Source organism: Rhodococcoides fascians NBRC 12155 = LMG 3623, from assembly GCF_001894785.1.
In the GTDB taxonomy this organism is placed as follows: domain Bacteria; phylum Actinomycetota; class Actinomycetes; order Mycobacteriales; family Mycobacteriaceae; genus Rhodococcoides; species Rhodococcoides fascians.
Map to the genome: position 1 here is coordinate 52,902 of NZ_BCWW01000012.1, position 21,865 is coordinate 74,766.

General features: G+C 63.3%; 14 protein-coding genes and 2 pseudogenes. 9 read left to right on the forward strand and 7 right to left on the reverse strand.

What is annotated here, in order from left to right:
- Nucleotides 1-18: 18 nt before the first annotated feature.
- Nucleotides 19-1,848: a hypothetical protein gene (locus tag RFA01S_RS22465; protein ID WP_139278506.1), complete on the forward strand. Its 1,830-nt coding sequence runs from the start codon at nt 19-21 to the stop codon at nt 1,846-1,848.
- 206 nt (nt 1,849-2,054) lie between these two features.
- On the opposite strand, the gene RFA01S_RS22470 is transcribed toward RFA01S_RS22465, so the two are convergent.
- The 6 genes from RFA01S_RS22470 to RFA01S_RS22495 form a co-directional block, all read right to left on the reverse strand.
- Nucleotides 2,055-3,227 (reverse strand): ATP-binding protein, encoded by a 1,173-nt coding sequence (locus RFA01S_RS22470; protein ID WP_027494118.1) that lies wholly within the window; start codon nt 3,225-3,227, stop codon nt 2,055-2,057.
- Between the two features lie 383 nt (nt 3,228-3,610).
- Nucleotides 3,611-4,612, reverse strand: a complete 1,002-nt coding sequence (locus RFA01S_RS22475) for a hypothetical protein (RefSeq protein WP_237606104.1) — start codon at nt 4,610-4,612, stop codon at nt 3,611-3,613.
- A 204-nt stretch (nt 4,613-4,816) separates the two neighbouring features.
- The gene (locus tag RFA01S_RS22480) at nt 4,817-5,023 is read right to left on the reverse strand and encodes a hypothetical protein (RefSeq protein ID WP_027494117.1); all 207 of its coding nucleotides are present in this window, start codon (nt 5,021-5,023) and stop codon (nt 4,817-4,819) included.
- A 143-nt stretch (nt 5,024-5,166) separates the two neighbouring features.
- Nucleotides 5,167-5,745 (reverse strand): hypothetical protein, encoded by a 579-nt coding sequence (locus RFA01S_RS22485; RefSeq protein ID WP_027494116.1) that lies wholly within the window; start codon nt 5,743-5,745, stop codon nt 5,167-5,169.
- A 148-nt stretch (nt 5,746-5,893) separates the two neighbouring features.
- Nucleotides 5,894-6,511, reverse strand: coding sequence for an SMI1/KNR4 family protein (locus RFA01S_RS22490; RefSeq protein ID WP_027494115.1), 618 nt, complete (start codon nt 6,509-6,511; stop codon nt 5,894-5,896).
- Nucleotides 6,512-7,047: 536 nt separating this feature from the next.
- Nucleotides 7,048-7,956: a LysR family transcriptional regulator gene (locus RFA01S_RS22495; protein ID WP_027494114.1), complete on the reverse strand. Its 909-nt coding sequence runs from the start codon at nt 7,954-7,956 to the stop codon at nt 7,048-7,050.
- 205 nt (nt 7,957-8,161) lie between these two features.
- On the opposite strand from RFA01S_RS22495, the gene RFA01S_RS22500 reads away from it, so the two are divergent.
- The 6 genes and pseudogenes from RFA01S_RS22500 (at nt 8,162) to RFA01S_RS28575 (ending at nt 15,524) form a co-directional block, all read left to right on the forward strand.
- Entirely contained in the window at nt 8,162-9,262 is a 1,101-nt protein-coding gene (locus RFA01S_RS22500; RefSeq protein WP_027494113.1) for a tartrate dehydrogenase, read from the forward strand.
- A gap of 135 nt (nt 9,263-9,397) precedes the next feature.
- On the forward strand, nt 9,398-10,867 hold the full coding sequence (gene dctA / locus RFA01S_RS22505) for a C4-dicarboxylate transporter DctA (protein WP_032407677.1): 1,470 nt from the start codon (nt 9,398-9,400) through the stop codon (nt 10,865-10,867).
- A gap of 55 nt (nt 10,868-10,922) precedes the next feature.
- The gene (locus RFA01S_RS22510) at nt 10,923-12,095 is read left to right on the forward strand and encodes a glycerate kinase (RefSeq protein WP_052060747.1); all 1,173 of its coding nucleotides are present in this window, start codon (nt 10,923-10,925) and stop codon (nt 12,093-12,095) included.
- Between the two features lie 97 nt (nt 12,096-12,192).
- Nucleotides 12,193-13,478, forward strand: a pseudogene (gene eno, locus RFA01S_RS22515) (phosphopyruvate hydratase).
- Nucleotides 13,479-13,535: 57 nt separating this feature from the next.
- The gene (gene pyk, locus RFA01S_RS22520; protein ID WP_032407516.1) at nt 13,536-15,005 is read left to right on the forward strand and encodes a pyruvate kinase; all 1,470 of its coding nucleotides are present in this window, start codon (nt 13,536-13,538) and stop codon (nt 15,003-15,005) included.
- 36 nt (nt 15,006-15,041) lie between these two features.
- Nucleotides 15,042-15,524, forward strand: a complete 483-nt coding sequence (locus RFA01S_RS28575; protein ID WP_072692200.1) for a WhiB family transcriptional regulator — start codon at nt 15,042-15,044, stop codon at nt 15,522-15,524.
- Between the two features lie 466 nt (nt 15,525-15,990).
- Here RFA01S_RS28575 and RFA01S_RS22530 read toward each other — a convergent pair.
- Nucleotides 15,991-17,163, reverse strand: a pseudogene (locus RFA01S_RS22530) (site-specific integrase).
- Between the two features lie 1,494 nt (nt 17,164-18,657).
- Here RFA01S_RS22530 and RFA01S_RS22535 point away from each other — a divergent pair.
- Both RFA01S_RS22535 and RFA01S_RS22545 read left to right on the forward strand, forming a co-directional pair.
- Complete coding sequence (locus tag RFA01S_RS22535) at nt 18,658-19,461, forward strand: ParA family protein (RefSeq protein ID WP_032407517.1); 804 nt, start codon at nt 18,658-18,660, stop codon at nt 19,459-19,461.
- A gap of 722 nt (nt 19,462-20,183) precedes the next feature.
- A complete protein-coding gene (locus tag RFA01S_RS22545; RefSeq protein WP_072692212.1) occupies nt 20,184-21,863 on the forward strand; it encodes a TnsB C-terminal domain-containing protein in 1,680 nt (559 codons plus the stop codon).
- Nucleotides 21,864-21,865: the final 2 nt, after the last annotated feature.

Here is a 21,865-nt window from a genome sequence, read left to right on the forward strand (position 1 = left end):
CCTGAAGTAGGTACAAGATTGAATGCTCGTGTCGTCCATCCGGATGCGACTGCGGACCGGCTGTGGCGTCGTTTCGCACCGGCCATTGCTGCGCGTCGATCGATGCGTCTCTACGACCCGACGACCCGTAAATACGTGTCCGCGGGACCGTTGACCGTCAAACGGCCGGTACTGCCAGCGGCTGTGCCGCTGTTCTCACGCGCGCGCGCCGGCATCGTTGCCCTCGACTTCGACACCAAACACCACGGTCACGCCTGCGTTGTCGCCGACGTGAGGCGTCTGCTGGCCTGGTTGACCGAATGCGGTGGCCGCGCAGTCGTCGACCAATCGGCCAGCGGCGGCCGACACGTGCTGATACCGCTGGCACCGGGAAAAACAGTCACCGCCGACGAAGTACGGCCACTGCTACGTCTTCTTGCAGCGCGACTTCCGACGTTGGACATCACACCGATGACCAACCACAAATCCGGGTGCATCACCGTGCCGGGCTCGCAGTGCAAAGAAGGTGGCTACCGCACCCTCGTCGACCTCGACCCGGCTACAGCGGCCGACATCCTGACCGTCGGGTCCGATGCCGGCACACTCCAACGCCTCGAAGCCCTGCTCGGAGGAACGGGCCGCACGGTCACCAGCCCGATCGACACCCACATCCGCGCCGAGACGTCCACTGAACGCGTCCTCGGCAGCAGCGATGACGCCCGGTTGCACCCACGTTTCTGCCGTTCCGCCCCGCCGCCTCGCTGCGTCCTCGACTTCGCCAGCACCGGCCGCATCGACACCCGCCGCTGGCCCTCACGCTCGGAAGCACGCCAATCCGTCATCACCCACGCAGTCCTCGCCGGAGCCAGCGCCACCGAAATCCTCACCCGCGTCTCTGAGCCGGCATGGGCGGGTGTGCGTGCCGCATACGCCCGCTACGCCGAGCCCGAACGCGCCATCCGCCGCGACACTGCCCGCGCCCTCGACTGGGCCGCATCGACACTCCCCGAGCCAGTCCGGGATACCGGGCACAAGCAAAAGCACACAGGGGGTACCTACGATCCGGTACTTCGTTTATGGCTTACCCACGCCCAAACCTGGGTCGCCTCCGAGTTTCTTCATCGCCGGGATCGCTGGACCACCCATGCAGTCGTTCAGGCACTGGCGTGGGCTGCCGCAATGTCAGGGCAGTTAGTGGAAGGCGTCCCCACTGTCGGTGTCGGTGGGCGGTCACTGTCCATCGCCGCCGGCATGCTCCCCGAATCGACGGTGTGGTCCGTTCTGGAGCGGCTGCGGGACATGGAAGGCTCACCGCTGTTGCTGATCGAACGCGGAGTCGGCCAGAACCCCGATCGGTACGCACTAGTGCCCACACATGCGGGACGTGCGGCGGTAGTCGACACCGTGGCAGGGCCAGCCGAAGTGGAGTCGGTACACCCGGCGTGGAGTGTCATCGGGTGGCGTCACCGCGTCCTCTACGACGCAGTAGTTGCCGCAGCCGAGCCTCTGACGGCGGATGAGTTGTTCACTGCCATCGGGATGGGACGCACCAGCGGGTACGAGGCTCTGCTGGATCTACGCGTCGCCGGGCTCCTCACAATCGAGAACACCCACATCGGTATCGGGCCCGTCGAACTCGACGACATCGGCCATCGTCACGGCCTCACCTCGGCCGTTCGTGCCCGCATCGTGCGCCACCGCGCCGAACGCATCGTCTGGCGAGAATGGCTCGCAGCCCGGGAGGAAGCACGCACCCCGCCGGAGCCCGATCGGTCGGTGTTCGCGGTCGCCGACGATCACCCGGCCGATTCACCCGACCACGACTACATCCTGGCCGTGATGAACACCGGCCCACCGGACCCGTTCTAACGCACCGTGTATCGGCCACGAGTTCAGGGTGACACCGAGCACCGGCCTTGTTCGCTTTACTCGCTCTGGCCCTCCTCCAGCGCGGCTGGAGGCTGCAACGCCGGACCGAACTGGACTCTTGGTGCACTGGCGCTGTGTGGATGCAGGGCGGCGTGAGCGATCGACGTGCTCGATGTCAGCCCAGTCGACGTCCTTGGGTGTCGAGGTCAGATAATCGGTGCGTTGGGTTGGCGGCGGATGAAGTCCGCCATCCCGGGGACGGTGAACGCAACCAGGCCGCGGGCCGGCGACCAGATGAGTCCTTTGCGTATACAGGAGTCACGGTGCGGTGCCATCGATTGCGGATTCGACCCGAGGGCCTCGGCGAGGGCTGCCGTCCGCGGAGTATCGGTTCCGCTGCGTGCGATCGCCACCAGATAGCGTTTCTCGGCGTCGGTGGCCCGTAGCCACCGTGAGCTGTAGAAGCCGGAATCGAGCGAGGCGTGGCCGGTGTCCACGGCGTCCTCGGCATCGGCGAGGGTGAACGGGGACTGCTGGGCTGCCTGCCAGAGCTCGTGACCGAACACCTGAAGGAAGTACGGGTATCCATCGCTCGCCGCGACGACGTAATCTGCTGCCTCGGCGTCGATGTCCTGGTTCAGCCGGGCGATGGGTGTGACGATCGCATCGCGGGCCTGATCGTCGGCGAGCGGACCGATGGTCCTGTAGTCGAACTGGCGCTCGGCGTAGGACCGTGCGTCGGCCAAGGCTTGCGCAAGGTTCGGCAGGCCGGCACCGCACACGAAGAACGGCCACTCACGCTGAGCCGCACGGTGCTGGGTAGCCAGGATCACCTGCAAGAGCGCCGGCTCGAGTTCCTGCATCTCGTCGATGAACAGCCCCAGCGCGGTGCCGTCCTTGCGGAGTTCCTCGGTAAGATCTTCGACGAGGTCCTCGAATTCGACCCCCAGGCTTGGTTTCTCGGCACCGGCGGAGCGAGCGAGCTCGACTCCGACACCGAACGCGGTGGCGGACATCGAGAACTCTTCGGTCAACTGCCGGATCTTGTCCGCCACCGGGCCGGCGAACTGACGACGGCGTACAGCGCGAGAAATATCTTTGGCGATACGCCTCCGCAGGGCCTCGGCACCTTCCACACTGGTCTGAGCTTCGACCTCGACCACCACCCAATCGTGGCGGCGAGCTTGATCCGCCATGGTCGCCAGGAGCGTGGTCTTCCCTACCCCCCGGAGGCCCTGCAGCATCAACCCACGGTCGTAGCGCCGCTGTTTCGCGCGGGCGACCAACAAGTCGAACCGTTCGAGCTCGGTGGTGCGTCCGACGAGCTCGGGGGGTCGGGTGCCAGACCCGGGTGTGAAGGGGTTCAGTCCGTACTCCATGCACATAGACTATCGGATTGTATGTAGTTGTATCAGTCCTATTCATATACAGTCAGATACATACCGATAGATCGGTAACTCGGTGCAGATCCGGGCGCGCCACGTCGACAAGCAGGGCCGGGCGCAAAGGCAAGTGCTGCGACGTCTCTACTGTGTCGATGTCGGCTGATGGCATGAAGAGCGGCTACACACCGTCAAGGTATGTTGACGATTGGCCCGGAAGGTCTCGAACCCGCGCCTGAGCCTTCAAACGTCATCTGTCGCGGCTCACTGAACCTAGGTGCTGCGCCCAGGTTGCGGCAACGTGGCGGTGTCCGATCTCTGTGCTCGACGAGTTGGACGACGACCAAGGTGTCGGTGTGCCGGGTCGTGAGTGCGCCGCATCAGGTGCTGTCGCCGTTGGTGGATGGGTCGAGGAGCTGCAGGGTGCGTTGCAGGAGTTGCTCGATGCGGTCCTCGACGTCGTCGACCATGTCCGGTACGTCGGCCAACGCCGTGTGGGCGCGTCGACGTGCCTCGACACCCGAGCGGTAGTACCCGGAGTCGAGCTCCAGGGGCACTGGCTCCGGAACGATGGGGTCACGCCGATCGGTACCACCGTCGGTGGGTCTGGCGAGGAGGCGGCGCGGGGTGTGCAGTGGAGAAGCCCCGGTGCGGTGCCTGGCGATCACCGCTCCGACCTCGGCGGCGGTCATCGCCGTCACCGGCAAGGGTAGGTGGCCCCACCGGTCGATCGGCACCGCGACCGGACCACTGCGAAGCGGCAGCCCCGTCATGTCGGGAAAAGTGTTGCGCTGCAAATGTTCTGCCAGCAGCGTGGTCGACGGGTAGCGCTCGGAGAACTGCAGGACCGGGTGCCACCGATCCCATATCGTGACCGGTTCGAAACCGGTGGAGTCGTTGGGGGCGATACGGATGCGGTGGCGGCTGCCGATCCACACAGCGTCGCCGTCGGTGGTGATCTCGGTGCGGTCTACTTTCGCAATAGCTTTGTGGGACAGGCCTGCTCCGGCGAGCATGAGAAGAACGGCGTCACGGCGACCGAACAGTGCCGCTGTCGATCCGGAGGTCGGCAGTCCGGCCGCGATCATCATCTGGTCCTGCTCAGCACGCCGGATCGTTCGCTCACTACGTGCCGAGTCCAGTGCGATCCGAATCGAGGTGACTCCGCCGGGGGCGGGTTGGCCGGCATCGAGGTGAGCGCGGTTGATCGCAGAAACCCGGCGCAACTGAACCGCGTCGCCGGCAGGGTTCTCATCGAGGAACTGCGCCAGCGTGATCGGCGACGCAGGTAGAGCCTCGACGTCGGCCGCAGCGCACCAATCGACGAACAGTGACCACTGATAGCGGTAACCGCTCACCGTGCTGACCTGTCTCGGTGTCACAGTGCGACGGTACCGGGCTGAAGGCCGACCGATCAGGGACGTCGCCGAGGGTCGCCCGCCGCGAACGTGGCACGCATGCGCGTCGACGGCATCGCTGTCGACGGTCGATGGTGCAGGTACGCCACAGGCATCGATGTCGGCTTGCGATGAAGCCACAGGACGTAGCCAGTCTTGTGGCTTCATCGTGTGTGCCGTACTCGAGTCTTACTCGGCGAGCTTGGCGATCGACTGCGCCCAGAGGAAGTACTTGTTGCGTCCGAGATCGCCGATGGTCGTGATGTTGAATGCGGCCTTGAGATGCTCGGCATCGCCAGGGCTAACGCCCTGCAGTGCTTCGACGGGTGCGTCGACGAGCTCGGTGAGTGGCTTGTCTTCGTATGCTTTGTCGAGCTTGTCAGCGATTCCAGCCATGGAGGTGCCTCCTTGCGTCTCGGGTAGCGGTGCCTGTTCGACACCGCCACCCGAGGGTACGGAACGCCCACTAGAAACCGTTGCGCTGCAGGCACTGCGCCGTATCGGCGACCGCCTCGAACGCGTCCTTTGGACCGTGGCCTTCAAAATCCGTAAAACGGTGGGTACGTGGTGGGATTGTCCGGCGTCGTATCGATTCGTGCGGTCCGAAGAAGATCTGCGATAGCGGACTCGCCGGCACCGATGGTGGCGAAGTGGGGGTCGACGTCGTTGGCGATGCACCACGCATGATCGGCTGGCCACACAAACGCAGGTATCGGCAGCTCACCAGTGCCGTCTCGGGCGTCCTTCCACGTCGACACGTCCTCCGCAGTACCTCGAAAGAGGTAGCAGGGCCGCTCCGGGATCGAGACTGTCGCGGCCTGCATGTGGTCGAGGTTTTCGTAGCCCTCCCAGATCAGGAAATAGCAGTCGTCCGGAGTTGTGGTGAACCGGGCGAGGGTGGAGACAGCGATTCCGAGCTGGGCGATCTCGGGCGGTCCGTCGTTGGCGAAGTCGGTGTCCATTTCGCGCTGACCGTCGTAAGTCGGATCCGGGATGAATCTCAACCGTGCGTAACGCTCGTACCCCGACGGGCCGCGGGTGACCAGATCCCACCAGTCGCGTCTTTGATCGATCAACCATCGAGCGGGTGAGCCGTCACGACACGGAGTGATGGTCATCTGGACGCCGCCGTCTGCCGACTACGCGCCTGACCGCACGACACCGGTGGGTGTGGACTGCAACACCAGGTGTTTCGGAGGGTGGCCGCTCCAAGGCCGGCCGCTGGTACCCGTACCGCCATCTCGGCGCTCTCGCCCTGCCACAACGTCATTCGACAATGTCCCAGTCCAGTACCCCGTTGTCGACCGCTGCTGTGTACCAGCCGATCGATATCTGATCGGTCACGGCCGACCTGACGTCGCAAACAAATGCTTCCAAAGACGGCCAGGTTGGCACACCCAGGTGCCCGCCGTCGTCTGATCGGTACGACACACTCCCCCGCATCTCTCCCGAACGGGTGTCGCAATACATCAGATTCGAATCCCAAGCCGCGATAGGGACGTACCCCGGTAGGAACAGGTGATCTTCTGCCTCGACGCCCGCCTCGACCAGGTTGTCGACGATCTCGGCGTAGGTCCCGTCGTAGATATCTGGTTCTGTTGCAACGATATCCGCCATGACTTCGACCATGTCGGAATGCCGCTGAGGTATCTCCGCGACCTGCAGCAGACGTCCAGCCGGAACGACGAGTCCCGCGCCGCCGACCTCGTTCTGACCGTCATGAAGGCCGAAGAATTCGCGAAGCCCGTCCGGCCACGGAACCGTCGCTGCCTCGGCCCGTTTCACCGCGCTCGTCGACGCACATGGCCTGAGCGTTCGCGCCGTCACCGGTGCCACGTCCCGCAGCGCAGTCACGAGGAGGTTCCACTCCTGAGTCAACGACATTGCCCGACCATACTGCGCAGAGGGATCTTTCGATTATCGCAACGCAGATCGCTTCGAGACAGTTACCGCACCGTCAACAGGCGTTGACGATCGACGGCTCAGCTGACTGCCGGTGGTTGTCGGATAGCCGGTCTGTAGTGCCGCCTGGACTACTCTTCGGCCACTCCAACACCTACGCCGAAATTGCCGGCTATGGCCTCTTGTGCCTGGTAAGACGACCTTGATGTCGATGGCCTCGGTCGGGTGAAGAAACCCCCGGCGACCCACGCAGATCGAGACCCTTAACTTCCACGCTGCGGTCGATGTCGAAGCGGGCCCCCGTGATTCCCCTGGAATCGCCGTCACGCATCCGGGGATGGGTGAGCGACCAGCTGTTCGGTCTCGTCGCCGCCGACCTGGGAGGGGGCAAGCTGGTGAAGCAGGAGGACACGGGCATCCTGCTTTACGAGGACGAGGTGAAGCTCCCGTGGCGTGTCACCTCCAGGTCGACGCAGCAGTGCTCATTGTTTTCGGCAAAACCTCTTGAGCCTTGTGCGTCAATCTATTTCCCACGATGTTGGGTGGCCCGCTGCGTACAGTCGTGCCACGTCCATCAGTTTGTGTGCGGGCGGCGTGAGATGGGTCGTCCGGCACACGGCAGCGACGTGCAGATAGGACCCGGGAACGATGCGGTGCACTCTGGCTCCTGATTGGCGCGCGGTCGGAGCCCACGACGATGGCATCACTGCCTGACCGAATCCACTGAGCACCATAGGAAGGATGGAGGTGCGGTGCGCTACCTCGGCGGCGATGGTGGCATCGACGCCGCTCGCAAGAACATCGTCGACGAGCGTTCTCATCAAGGAACCGTGCTGCGAGACGATCAGCCGTAACCCGGACAGCTCGGAGCGTTCGATGACCGGTGAGTCCGGTGTAACCGCGTCTACGCTCGAGATGAGAATCAACGGCTGACTCTCCAGCGCAACGACCTCGAGCTCAGGAGCGCGGACCTCGCTGGGCGAGCCCAGAATGCCCACTTCACATGCCCCGGTTCGTACCGCATGCAGTACCTCTTCCGGCGTGAACGCAGCCTCGGCGTTCACCGTCACAGCGGGATACAACGCGCTGAACCGGGTCAGAATCGTTGTCAGCGGTTCGATCCCGGGCGAGGGCATCGTAATCAGATCCACGCGTCCACGTCGCAGACCCTTCAGAGCATCGATCGATGCGGTGGCGTCGTCGAGATCACGCAGCACCACTCGCGCTGGGCCGATCAAGGTCTCACCCGCCTCGCTCAGTACCAGCCTGCGTCCGATGCGATGAAAAAGCGGAACACCCAGCTCCCGTTCCAGCGTCGCGATCGATTGGGATAGCGATGGTTGCGCAATGAGCAACGCCTCTGCCGCGCGGTTGATGCCGCCCTCGTCGACTACGGCCAGGAAGTACTTCAGGTGCCGCGCATCCATACAGGATCGTTCCTTCCGGTTGCGCCGGGTGTGCAGGTGTGTAGGGCTGACAGAAATTCATCTGCTGGCCAGTCTAGCTGCGGGAATCTCTCACAGTTAGGAAAAACCGATAAGACGCATCGGCTTTTGGTCATGGACGCACGCCCGCCTGTGACCGCTTAATGGTTCAAGACAGAATGTGATGTGCACTACTACGGAGGAACTCATGGCTACCGAACTCACCACCTACAAGATCGCATCGATCCCGGCTGACGGTGTCGGTCGCGAGGTCGTCGAGGCGGGCCAGCGCGTACTGGACGTCCTGGCCGAACAGTCCGCCGGCAAGTTCGCCTTCCAGTGGGACGAATTCCCCTGGGGCTGCGGGTACCACGCCGAGACCGGCAAGATGATGGCCGACGACGGACTCGAAACCCTCAAGAGCTACGACGCGATCTACTTCGGCGCCGTCGGCTGGGAGAACGTCCCCGACCACATCAGCCTGTGGGGCCTGCGCCTGAACATCACCCAGAACTTCGACCAGTGGGCCAACGTCCGACCGGTGAAGTTCCTGCCCGGCGTCCAGTCCCCGCTCCGCAAAGCCGACCATACCGAACTCGACTGGGTCGTCGTTCGCGAGAACAGCGAAGGCGAGTACGCCGGACTCGGCGGACGCAACCTCAGCGGCCGCGGCCCCGGCAACGAGGTTGCACTACAAACCGCCCTGTTCACAGAGAAAGGCTGCGAGCGGATCATGCGCTTCGCGTTCGATCTCGCGCGTACCCGCACCGTCAAAAAGGTGTCCAGTGTCACCAAGTCCAACGCACAGCAGTACGGAATGGTGCTGTGGGACGACGTCTTCAAGCGCGTCGCCCTCGACTACCCGGACGTCACCACCGAAAGCGTGCTCGTCGACGCCATGAGCGCCAAGTTCATCCTGCACCCCGAGGACCTCTCGGTCGTCGTGGCCTCGAACCTCAACGCCGACATCCTCTCCGATCTCGGATCCGCCCTCGCAGGCTCCCTCGGTATCGCCGCGAGCGCCAACCTCAACCCCGAGCGCCGCTTCCCGAGCATGTTCGAACCCGTCCACGGCTCGGCCCCCGACATCGCAGGCAAGGGCATCAGCAACCCGATCGGCGCGATCGCCAGCGCAGCACTCATGCTCGACCACTTCGGCCTGCACGACGAGGCGCGCCGCGTCGAAGCTGCCATCGAAACCGCCACCGGCAACGGAGCATTGACCCGCGACATCGGCGGCACCTCGGACACCCACGAGGTCACCGAAGCCATCGTGCACGCACTGCAGAACGCTCTGACCCCAGCCTGATCCTGATTGGACCTGCACCACGCCAGACCCGGCCGGCTCGACAGGTGATCCCGTCGAGCCGGCCGACACCACAGTCGGTCGGTAACTCTCGACCACAACCTTGACTATCGCGAACTCTCACCAGAGGTGAATCTCATGGGAACCACAAGCAGCACAGCGAGTTACCAACCGACCACGGTCAAAAAACCCTGGTATAAACAGCTCTATTTCTGGGTCATCGTCGCCATCATCGCCGGTATCGGCGTCGGATGGCTCTGGCCCAGCACCGGCGAAGCGATGGAGCCGATCGGCACCACCTTCATCACGGCAATGAAGATGCTTATCGGACCGATCGTGTTCCTGACCATCGTCGGCGGCATCGCCTCGGTCGCCGACCTGAAGAAGGTCGGCCTCACCGGCATCAAGGCGCTGACCTACTTCCAGGTCGGCACGATCATCGCGATGATGACCGGCCTGGTAGCGATCAACATCTTCCGGCTCGGTGACGGTGTCAACGCCGACGCAGCATCGCTGGAAACCACCGACTCCGCCAGCAGCTTCATCAAGGCAGGCGAAGAAAAGGAGTGGTGGGAGTTCATCACTCACCTCGTCCCGGACAGTGTCGTCGGCCCCTTCGTCGAAGGCGACATCCTGCAGGTCATTTTCCTTGCCGTCATCTTCGGTGTCGCCATCAATGCTGTCGGACAGATCGCCGACCCGATCCGCGACGCAGTCGAACGCCTCACCGCAGTGATCTTCAAAGTCCTGGGCTTCATCATGAAGCTCGCCCCGCTCGGCGCATTCGGCGCCATGGCATTCGCCATCGGCAAGTACGGCGTCTCGACTCTCACCAGCCTCGGCAGCCTCATCCTGCTCTTCTACGTCACCTCGGCGCTCTTTGTGGTGGTCGTCCTCGGATCGGTAATGGCCTACCTGCGCCTGAACATCTTCCGCATGCTCGGCTTCTTCAAAGAAGAACTCCTGCTGATCCTCGGCACCTCCACCGCCGAACCGGCCCTGCCCGGATTGATGCGCAAACTCGAATACGCCGGCGTCAAGAAGACCACCGTCGGTCTCGTCGTCCCCACCGGCTACAGCTTCAACCTCGACGGCGCAGCAATTTACCTCTCGCTCGCCGCGCTCTACATCGCCCAGGCCACCAACACCGACCTCACGATCGCGCAGCAGCTCGGACTCATGGGCGTCATGCTGCTCACCTCCAAGGGGGCCGCAGGTGTCGCAGGCGGCGGATTCATCGCCCTGACCGCAACACTGAGCACGCTGGGCACCATCCCGGCCGCCGGCATCATGCTCATCTTCGGCATCGACAAGTTCATGTCCGAATGCCGCGCACTGGTGAACTTCATCGGCAACGCCGTCGCCACCCTGTTCGTCGCCAAGTGGAACGGCGAACTCGACGTCGACCGCGCCCGCCGCGTCTTCGCCGGGGAAATACTCCCCCCGCCCGAAGGCGAAGTAGAGAACGACTTCGACATGGAAATCCTCGAACACGAACCCGCAGACAAACACCACCACCGCGACGTCGACCTCGTCAAAGACGATCCCGGCAGCCGACATGAGCATCTCCCCGCACCGGCGTCGTCCGCGAGCTCGGTCCGACACTGACAGGCCATCTGCACACACCCGTCCGTTGCTTCGCCAACACCGAGAAAGGCCGACCATGAGGGTTCTTGTCGCACCCGACAAGTTCAAGGGATCACTGACCGCGGGCGATGTCGCCGAGCACCTGTCGATCGGACTGACCTCGGGCGGAGCCCACACCACCGCGCTCCCCCTCGCCGACGGCGGTGACGGCAGCGTCGACGCCGCCATCGCCGCCGGCTTCACCCCCAACACGATCACCGTGGCCGGAGCCACCGGCACACCGCAGACCGCGACGATCGCCCACCGCGGTGATACCGCGGTGGTCGAAGTCGCCAACACATGCGGACTGGGCACCCTGCCGCTCGGTCGCCGCTCGCCACTCGAGGCCACCAGCCTCGGAATGGGTCAAGCAGTCAAGAGCGCCCTTCGACACCATCCTCGTAGACTGGTGCTGGCGCTCGGCGGCAGCGCCAGCACCGATGGCGGCACCGGACTGCTCTCAGCACTGGGCTACATCTTTCGTAACGCCGAGGGACGCCAAGTCCGAGGATGCGGACGCAGACTCACCGAAATCCACACCGTCGACACCTCCCAGGCCGCGTCGTTGACCGGGCTTGACCTCGTCATCGCAGGCGACGTCACCAACCCCCTGACCGGGCCGACCGGCACCGCGGCGGTCTACGGGCCGCAGAAAGGCGCCGACCCCGATGCGGTGCACTACCTCGACGAAGGCCTGAACACTCTGGTCGCAGCATTCGCCCGCAGCGGCTACACCCAGGCCAGGGAATTCGCCGACACCGCAGGAGCGGGCAGCGCAGGAGGACTTGGCTTCGCAGCACTGCTACTCGGTGCCCGCATGGCATCGGGAGCGGAGTACTTCCTCGACCTACTCGACTTCGAACAACACCTCGCCGGTACGGATCTGGTCGTCACCGGCGAAGGCAGCATCGACGAGCAAACCGAACACGGCAAACTGCTCTCCGTCCTAGCACGACGAGCACAACCGGTACCCGTCATTGTCGCCGCAGGACGAAATACACTCCCCAGATCACGCTGGCACACAGCAGGATTTAGCGACATCCGCTCCCTCACCGACTACACCGGCCGCGATACCTCACGCGACCCCGAACTCACCGCCCAGCTGCTCGTGCGCATCGGACGCGACATCGCACTCGACAACGCCGCCGACACCCCGCGCACACCGACCGCGTCGTCGGTCCCAGCTGCGGCGGGGCGCGCGTACCGCTGACCGTTCGCCCCGCTGTCCGGCGACGCCCGGCGCGCGGGCACACGACGCCCGCCTCGCATCCGGACTGGCCGCATACATCTTCCAGAGGAGCTCCCCCGTGCCCACCATCAGCCAGGTCATATCCCGCGAAATCCTCGATTCCCGTGGCAATCCCACCGTTGAGGTCGACATCGTTCTCGACGACGGAACCTCGGCACGCGCTGCTGTCCCGTCTGGTGCATCCACCGGCGAACACGAAGCGGTAGAACTCCGCGACGGACAGGACCGGTACAACGGCAAAGGTGTGCGCCGAGCGGTCGAGGCCGTCCGCGCCGAACTCGCCCCCGCCGTCGTCGGATGCGACGTCCACGATCAACGACGCATCGACCGCATCCTGATCGACACCGACGCCACAGCAGACAAGTCGCGTCTCGGAGCGAATTCCCTTCTCGGTGTCTCGCTGGCAGTCGCACGAGCGGGAGCAGCTGCCGTAGGTATGGACCTGTACCGCTACATCGGCGGGTCCAATGCCCACGTCCTACCCGTACCGTTGATGAACATCGTCAACGGCGGCGCGCACGCCGACACAGGAGTCGACGTTCAGGAATTCATGATCGTCCCACTCGCTGCCGATTCGTTCGACGAAGCATTGCGCTGGGGAACAGAGATCTACCACGCCCTCAAGTCGGTGCTCAAGAACAAGGGCCTGTCGACCGGACTGGGCGACGAAGGCGGATTCGCACCCGACGTTGCCGACACCCGCCAAGCCCTCGACCTCATCACCATCGCCGTAGACACCGCAGGGTTCGGCCTCGGCGACCACGTGGCACTCGCCCTCGACGTCGCCGCGTCGGAGTTCTTCACCGACGGGGCCGGATACCGATTCGAAGGCAAGGACCGCTCCACCAGCGACATGATCGGGTTCTACCGTGAGCTGATTCGCAACTATCCCGTGGTGTCCATCGAAGACCCACTGAGCGAGAACGACTGGACAGGGTGGGTCAGTCTGACCGAGGACATCGGTGACGCTGTTCAATTGGTCGGCGACGACCTCTTCGTCACCAACCCCACACAAATTCAGGATGGTATCGACCTCGGCGCCCCAACGCTCTGCTGGTGAAATTCAATCAGATCGGCACGCTCACCGAAACCCTCGACGCCATCGACCTCGCGCACCGCGCCGGCTACAAAACCATGATCAGCCACCGCAGCGGCGAAACCGAGGACACCACCATCGCCGACATCGCTGTCGCAGTCGGCAGCGGTCAGATCAAGACCGGCGCGCCGGCCAGAAGCGAGCGCGTCGCGAAATACAACCAACTTCTGCGCATCGAACAACTCCTCGGCAAGAGCGCTCACTACGCCGGCCGCACTGCATTCCCCCGGTTCGCACTGCCACACTGACCGCCGATCACACCCGCGTCCCGACTGAGGTGAACACGGCGACACAAAAGGATTCCGATGACACTGACCGACGTCCACTCCACCCGGCCCGATGAGCTCGCGCCGATGTTCTCCCCCCACCGCGCAAAAATCGTCTGCACAATGGGGCCTGCTACCGCGACCGACGACGCAACCCGAGCCCTGATCGTTGCAGGAATGAACGTCGCACGGCTGAACTTCAGCCACGGCGAACACCAGGATCATCGAGAGAACTACGACCGTGTCCGCAGCGCAGCACACGAACTGGGCAGTGCCGTCGCCGTCCTCGCCGACCTCCAAGGACCCAAGATCCGGCTCGGCAGATTTACCGACGGCGGCGCCCTCTGGGCGGCCGGAGACATCGTTCGCATCACCGTCGAGGACTGCGACGGCTCCCACGAGCGAGTATCCACCACCTACAACCAACTCGCGCAGGACGCATCGCCTGGGGACCGACTTCTCGTCGACGACGGCAAGATCACCCTCGTCGTCATCGACATCGACGGAAACGACGTGGTGTGCCGGGTCGTCGAAGGCGGGCCGATCAGCAACAACAAAGGGGTATCCCTCCCCGGTATGAATGTCTCCGTTCCCGCTCTCTCGGACAAAGACATCAACGACCTGGAGTTCGCGCTGCGCATGGGCGTCGACCTCGTCGCGCTCTCGTTCGTCCGGTCACCGTCCGACATCGACCGGGTACACGCGGTCATGGACCGAGTCGGCAGGCGCGTCCCGGTGATGGCCAAGATCGAGAAACCGGAGGCAGTCGAGGACATCGAAGCCATCGTGCTCGCCTTCGACGCGATCATGGTCGCGCGCGGCGACCTCGGCGTCGAAGTGCCTCTCGAGGACGTACCGCTGATACAGAAACGCATAATCCAAATCGCCCGTGAGAATGCCCGCCCGGTTGTCGTCGCAACTCAGATGCTCGAATCGATGATCGACAACTCGCGCCCCACCCGGGCCGAGGCCGCCGACGTCGCGAATGCCGTACTCGACGGCGCCGACGCAGTAATGCTCTCCGGCGAGACATCGATCGGCACATACCCTGTCGACGCAGTACGCACGATGGCGCGGATTCTCGATGCGGTCGAAACTCATTCCACCGACGTGCCCCCGTTGACCCATCTCCCCCAGACCAGAGCCGGTGTGGTGTCCTATGCAGCACGCGACATCGCAGAACGACTCGGCGCCTGCGCCCTGGTTGCCTTCACGCGTTCCGGCAACACCGTCCGCCGCCTCGCGCGGCTGCACACGCCGCTGCCCGTGCTCGCGTTCACCCCGGTTGCGGAGATACGCAATGAACTCGCACTGACGTGGGGGACCGAGACCTTCGTCGTCGAGCCCACCGAATCCACCGACCTCATGATCGAGCAAGTCGACCGGGCGCTGTTGAGCATGGACCGTTATCGACGCGGTGACCTCGTCGTCATCGTGGCCGGCGGACCCCACGATCTGACCGGTACCACCACCATGATCCGCGTCCACCGAATCGGCCACAACGACTGACATCCACCGTCGCCGAACCACCCGCACCGAGGAACCATGAGAATCTATTTCCCTACCGGAATCCTCCCGGCCCCACTTACATCCAATTGGGACTGGCAACTGCATGCCCACTGCCGAGGATTTGCCGTATCGACCTTCTTCCCGGCCCGCGGTACACGCGGAAGCGAACTCCGACGAGCGGAGGAGACCGCCAAACAGGTGTGCGCTCGGTGCCCAGTTCTCAACGACTGCCGAAGCCACGCGTTGAACAACGCAGAGCCATACGGAGTCTGGGGCGGAATGTCAGCGCGCGAACGCGCTGCAACTCTCACCGCACCGGCCCATGTTCCTCGTCCGAGACATCGAATCGGGCCTCCCGTGCGCAGACCACCCACGCGCCGAGATGGTCAAAGCCACGAGGCACCAGCCGGCGCCCCCCTCAGCGCCGGAGACCGCCGCCGAGAGCTGCGTCCTGAGTCAACGGTCGCCGTAGACAGTAGTTACGACGTTGATGACCGACGTCCGAAACCCGGTTTCTGACCGAACCGTGCATTCGAACGGCACGGTAAGACGAGTGACATGCAGGGTTCCCAACCGTTACCTTCATCATCGGCGGCCCCTCTCAAACAGAGAACACTCTCACTACCTTGCCCGCGGATATGACTGGCGGAGTGACGAAATTCGAAGGTGCGGTATTCGGCACGATAAACCAGTGCTTCTGGTTGCCCGCAATTCGGCGCACCGGCGATAATCGCGGTCTGATCGTCCCCCTCGCCGCTCAGGAACCGAGACCAGATGCGCCGCACCTGGGGCTTTAGCCCCCACCCACGCGTTGCATCAAACACAACGACGTTGAACCTCGTCCAGTGTGCGATGCATATACGCAGGCCGACGTTGGCGCGAAGCCCGAAAACGCTACGCTGGATTTAGCGTTCACGTGAAGGTCACGAATTCCGTACTCGCTGTCGCACAGTTGCATCGAACACAATTCCGCTCAGTTGACTCGCTACAGTCCGATCTGGTTCACAGCGTTTCCCACCAGTGGTGCGTGTTCGCGGCGGTATACCTCGACGGAGTCGAGGCTGGCGTGGCCGGTTTGGCGTGCGATGGCGGATCCGTCGGCGCCGTTGCGGGTGCCTTGGGTGACGAAGCCGGCGCGGAGCGAGTGGCCGCCGAGTTTGGCGAGCGCGGTGGGGTCGTAGCCGGCGTGTTCGGCGCGGCGGCGGATGGTCTGGTGGATCGCGGCACCGGACAGCGATGTGGAGCCAAGGTTGCCGTTCTTGGCGACGGCACGAAGTAGCGGGGCGCGGGCTGCGGTGCGGGGCACTCCCCCACGGCACACGTGCTCGGCGAATGGCTCCTGCTTACGGAGCAGTCGGATCACGGACGGGCGGCCACCAGCATCGAACGCGGCCACGACCTGTGCCCAGCGGACGTAGGCGCAGGGCGGGCATGTCTCGTGAGACTCGGTGTACGGCAAGGCTTTCATCGCTCCCCTGCCCTCTTGGTCGGTCTTCGATTTCCGTAGCCGCACGTGTAGGCCGTCGTGCCGGTGCACGGTCACGTCGCCGCACAAGAGCTCCGAGAGTTCGCTGCGGCGGTACGCGCCGGCGAACCCGAGCAGGAGGATTGCCGAATCGCGTCGTTCGAGTACCGCGTCGGCCCACCCCCGGCATCGCTTCCGCGCCGTCGAGACGAAGACCTTGATGTCGTCGACCAGTAGCGGGTCCCGCGGTGTGCGCGGCCGATCCCCCGCCGCGGCATACTCGCGGCGGATCCCGGATAATGTCGCGGTGACGAGCTCGTGTGCCGACGGAGACAGATGTCCCGTGGTGCGGTGCTGATGATTGATCGCCGCGATCCAAGTACCGAAGGTGGCGACGGCGTAGGCCCGCTCCCCCGATTCCGTGCGGGTGTCCGCGGCATCGACCAGATACGCGGCGACGGTCACCGGGTGCGCCGGCAACGCAACATGTCCTTCCCTCTCACACCAGCCGACGAAGCGTCGCCACCCTGCGGCATAGGTGCGACGGGTCCCCTCGGAACGGGACTATTCGACCGCTTTGGCGATCCGCTTGGCCACCGCCAGCGGAATCTCGGGCTCCACAGCGGTGGATACGAGCCCCGTAGAGCCCGCCGATGGGCTCACCGCAGGTGTGCGGCCCGGTCGGAAGTCCATTTAGAGAGCCTAGCCCAGGTCACCGACATCCATGCGTAGCAAAACTGTGCTGACCGGGCGTTTTGGCTCGCATGGTGCGGAAAATGCAATTTACGTGGGTCAGATCCATTGAACTATGGGTGACAACGAAGGCGGGATGAATGTCCCTGCTAATCAACTTGAAAGAGCCGCCGTAATAGACCCCAGTTTGATCCGGCCCGGGGCTGCACCAGGCGATCTTGGCGGTCGTTGCTCCCCCCGGTAGTTACAACGATCGTCCGTTTCGCGTCTGCTTTTTGGGGCTTCGAACTGTGGGATTCCCTCGTGGCCGTGGGGCCCGCCGTTACTGCGGTATTCCACCGAATCATTGGTTGAGTTCGGGCGCAGTCGTGGTTCCGACCGTTCCTGCGACTTAGACAGGGAACAGCCTCGCGGTGCGGCGCTGTGTTTTGGGTGTCGGTAAGACGCACGTTGCCCACCTTGAGAATGGTGGCGGCGGCGCTTGTGGACGCAGCCAACCGTCAAGTCCCCATCCTCGACACTGAACTCGCCGCAGGCTGAGTCGGTTGCAGCCGACGAGTCGCGCGACACCCCATAGGTCACCATCTTGTGAGACGACCGTCCAACCTGTTGTGATGGATGCCAACGCTAGTGATGATAGCTATCTATGCTAGCAACGCTAGAGGTTCTGACGCCGGGCATGATTTCGCCTGGGTTGAACAAAGCGCCCAGTCCGTACGTGATCACAGCTCGCGATTGTTCGGTTTGCGATGTTGCTGCCTGGCGCAGTCCGTCGCAGTTTTATCGCCTCTCAGTTCAATCCGCCGAACCGTGGGTCCGGCGGATTGAACTGACGCATTGTGGAGCAAGGTGTTGCAAGGCTCTGCAACGCCAGCCCTGTACAGACACTCTTGGGCTTCGGCATACGCGAGTGCTAGGCCATCTAGCATTGCTATTTATCCTGCTGAGGGCCGTTGCACGCGAGATTCGCCTGCGCGCAGACGGGCAGTTAACCGGGTTCGCTCCGTTCGCGTTCTGTTGAGCAGTAATTGAAGAGGTATGGGTGCAATGATAGCTAGCGTAGCTAGCAAAGAATGCAAAGCGAGCGGAGCGTCGGAACGTAGGCTAACGTAGCTGGCATAGCTAGCAAAACAACGCTAGATAGGCGTGATGCACTAGATGCGATTGCTACACACGCGGTGCTAGCGAGGCAAGTGAGAGTTGCTTGTCTAGCACGGTAATCTTGCGTAACTAAATGCGCTTGGCTAGATACGCAAGGCGCTGCAGCGCGGCGTGCAAGCAGTGCGAGACGGGCGAAGCGAGCTACGCAAGCGAGCAAAGCACTCGTCGCAAGGTTCGCTCCGCGTGTTAACGCAGCACACGAAGCAATTGGCTATAGCGTAGCGAGCCAGAAGGCTTGCAGGGCATACGTCCAGGGTGCGAGCCAACGCAGTTTTCCTCGGAGAAAAGTTCGTTGGCCTTGATCCTCAAACAGAGAAAGGAACGCGAATCCCAATGTCGACGTCGTCGAAGCAACCCAGGAAGTTCGCGATATGCAACCAGAAGGGTGGGGTTGGGAAGACAGCGACAACACTCGGATTGGCGAGTGCATTGGCAGACAAGGGCAAACACGTCCTCGTCATCGATATGGATCCTCAGGCCAACGCGACGACCGGTCTGGGAGTCGACGTTGATGACGACATGCGAACTACCTTCGACCTGATGTCGGTCACTGGCGAGGGTGCAGCAGCGGATGCGGTAGTAGCAACCGAATGGGATCGGGTCGACCTGATCGCGGCGACTCAGAGCCTCGCCAATCTTGAGGCTGACGGTGCAAACGACTTGATCTTTCGGTTGGATATCGCGCTTGAGGGTGTCGATCTGTCGCCTTACAGTGCAGTTTTCATCGACTGCCCGCCGTCGCTTGGAAAGTTACTTTTCGCGGTCCTCTGCGCCTGCGACTCAGTCATCGCGGTCACCGAACCCACCATCGACAGCGTGCGAGCGATTACCAAGGTTGAGGAAACCATCACCAACGTCAAGCGGCGTGCGAACCCTCGTCTCGAGCTCGAGAAGATCGTCTTGTCTAAGAAACGAAGGACCTCGGAGCATCAGTATCGCGAGGACGAGTTGCGTGCTGCATACGGCGAATTGGTTGCAAGAGCGGGGATCCCGGAGCTGGCGGCGCGCCAAGACGCTCATAGCAGCCACACTCCCATCCATTCTTACAAGGGAGGCCGGGCGATAGACCTGCAAGTCGCCTACGACGCCCTGCTGAAAGAACTGTCTATCGACCTCCTAGGAGAGCCTGCCGCATGAACGCACAACGCGAACCCGCCATCCGCCGCCATCCGGCTGCAGACCTCCCTTCGCGACCGACCGCTTCACCCCGGCGCGTTGGGCTCGAAGCACAGCAAGAATCAACCGGGTCGCCGAGCGTCGACGTTCCGACCAGTGCTGGCGGTATCAGGCCGACAAACGAGCCCACTCTTCCGGCAACGAACGAACCGTTGGCTCAGCACAATGCGCGGCCGGCGGCAGGACCAGGCGGAGAAAAATTTACTGAGCAGCACAATGTGCGGATACGGAGTTCTACCAAGCTTCGTTTGAACAGAGCCGTCGACAGGCTGCGGTACGAGACAGGGGACCGATCAATCAGTATTGCTTCCTTGACCGACGCAGCGCTCTGTGAGTACCTCGACAAGCGGGGCATCTAGACCGTTGAATGAGGATCCCCGCTTGCTGTGCTAGCTAGCGTTGCTAGCACAGCCCTTTTTGTGACCCATAAGTATTCAGTCACGTACATGTGCGCGATGGCAGACCTAAGGCGGGACCGAGATTTCAGGCACCCCCACCGAGGCTCGGCGTCCTTTTTGACGATCGTCTATCGAGACACCCCGCGGCCGAATCGTGTCAGTTTCAGAAGACGGCGGCACTTTTTGCTGGCGATTTGTGGGTGAGTGCAGTGGTCTTCTGACATTCTGATGTCAGAAGTGCGCTGCACGATCGCGTTCGGCTCTCGGTGACAGGGGAGGCTTGTGGTGGACCCGGGCAAGCTCGACGTCGTGGAGACCGGTGTGCTGACGGCGTCGGGGGAGCGGTGGGCGCAGGCAGAGACCCGATTCGCTGTCTTGGCTCCCTTGCTGGAGATGCATCCGGTGCGTTTGGCAGCGGTCGATGATGCGGCCGAACGACTGGGGTTGTCGCGGCGTCGGGTCTATGCGTTGCTTGGCAAACTCAGGGACGGGACAGGTACGGTCACCGATCTTCTGACGAAGGTCTCGCCGGGTGGGCGTGGCCGCAGCCGAGTAGCGGCTGAGGTCGAAGAGGTGATCGGCGATCATCTCACCCGATATTTTCTTCACCGCCAGAAGCTGAGTGTCGCTGCGCTGCATCGACGTATCGCGTTGGCGTGTCACCGCGCGGGTCTGCCAGTGCCGGCCAGAAACACCGTCACCGCACGAATCGCCGCGCTCCATCCGGCATCGGTGGCCAGGTCACGCGGAGGACCCGATGCCGCCCGCCCACGTCAGTCCGCCGGCGACAGTCCACCGACAGTTGCGGGGATTCTCGATCAGGTCCAGATCGACCACACCGTCGTCGATCTGATGGTCGTCGACGAGTACGAGCGTCAACCGATCGGCCGCCCCTACCTGACGATCGCCATCGATGTCCTCAGCCGTTCCGTACTCGGGTTCGTCGTCACTTTGGAGCCGCCGTCGTCGATATCGGTCGGGTTGTGCCTGGGCCGCGTGTGCTGCGAGAAGCAGACATGGCTGGAGGCATGCGAGCTCGCGGAGCAGGTGCAGTGGCCGATGGCAGGGAAGCCGAAACAGTTGTATCTCGACAACGCCTCAGAGTTCAAAAGCGAAGCGCTGCGCCGCGGATGCGCCCAGCACGCCATCACACTCGAATACCGTCCTCCGGGCCGACCGCACTACGGCGGGATCGTCGAACGCATCATCGGAACGGCGATGACAGCGGTGCACGAGCTGCCTGGGACCACCTTCTCGAGCCCCGCGGACCGAGGAAGGTACGACTCGGACAAGCATGCGGCGTTGACATTGCGTGAGTTGGAGCGCTGGCTGGTCCTGGCCATAGCCTCGTATCACGCGAGTGTTCACACAGGGATCGGGAACACTCCGGCCGCCGTGTGGGCCGGCGCGGTTGCCGCAGCTGGTCATGCCCCTCGTGTTGTGCTCCGCGAAACCGCGTTCCTGGTGGACTTTCTTCCCGTCATCCGGCGACGTCTGACGCGCACGGGCTTCGTCCTCGATCACGTGCACTACTTCTCGAACGCGCTCAAACCGTGGGTTGCGCGGCGAGAGGACTTGGGACGGTTCGTGATACGACGTGACCCACGCGATTTGAGCAGAATCTGGGTCCTCGAACCAGACGGTGCCGGCTATGTCGAGGTGCCGTACCGGACGATGTCACATCCCGCGGTGACATTGTGGGAGCACAGAGTTGCTATCACTCGTCTCCGCGAACAAGGTCGGTCGAACGTCGATGAGAGCGCACTGTTTTCGATGATCGAGCAGATGCGCGAGGTCACCGACCGCTCGCAGAAAGCCACCCGCAAAGCCCGGCGCAACCGTGCCCGCCGCACGCATCTCACCGGCGCCGCGTCTGCACCGATCCCGGCGATCCACCCGCCGGTGGAGCCTCGAGCGGACGGCGGCACCGCAACGCCTGTCTTCAGCGACATCGAGGAATGGTGAGG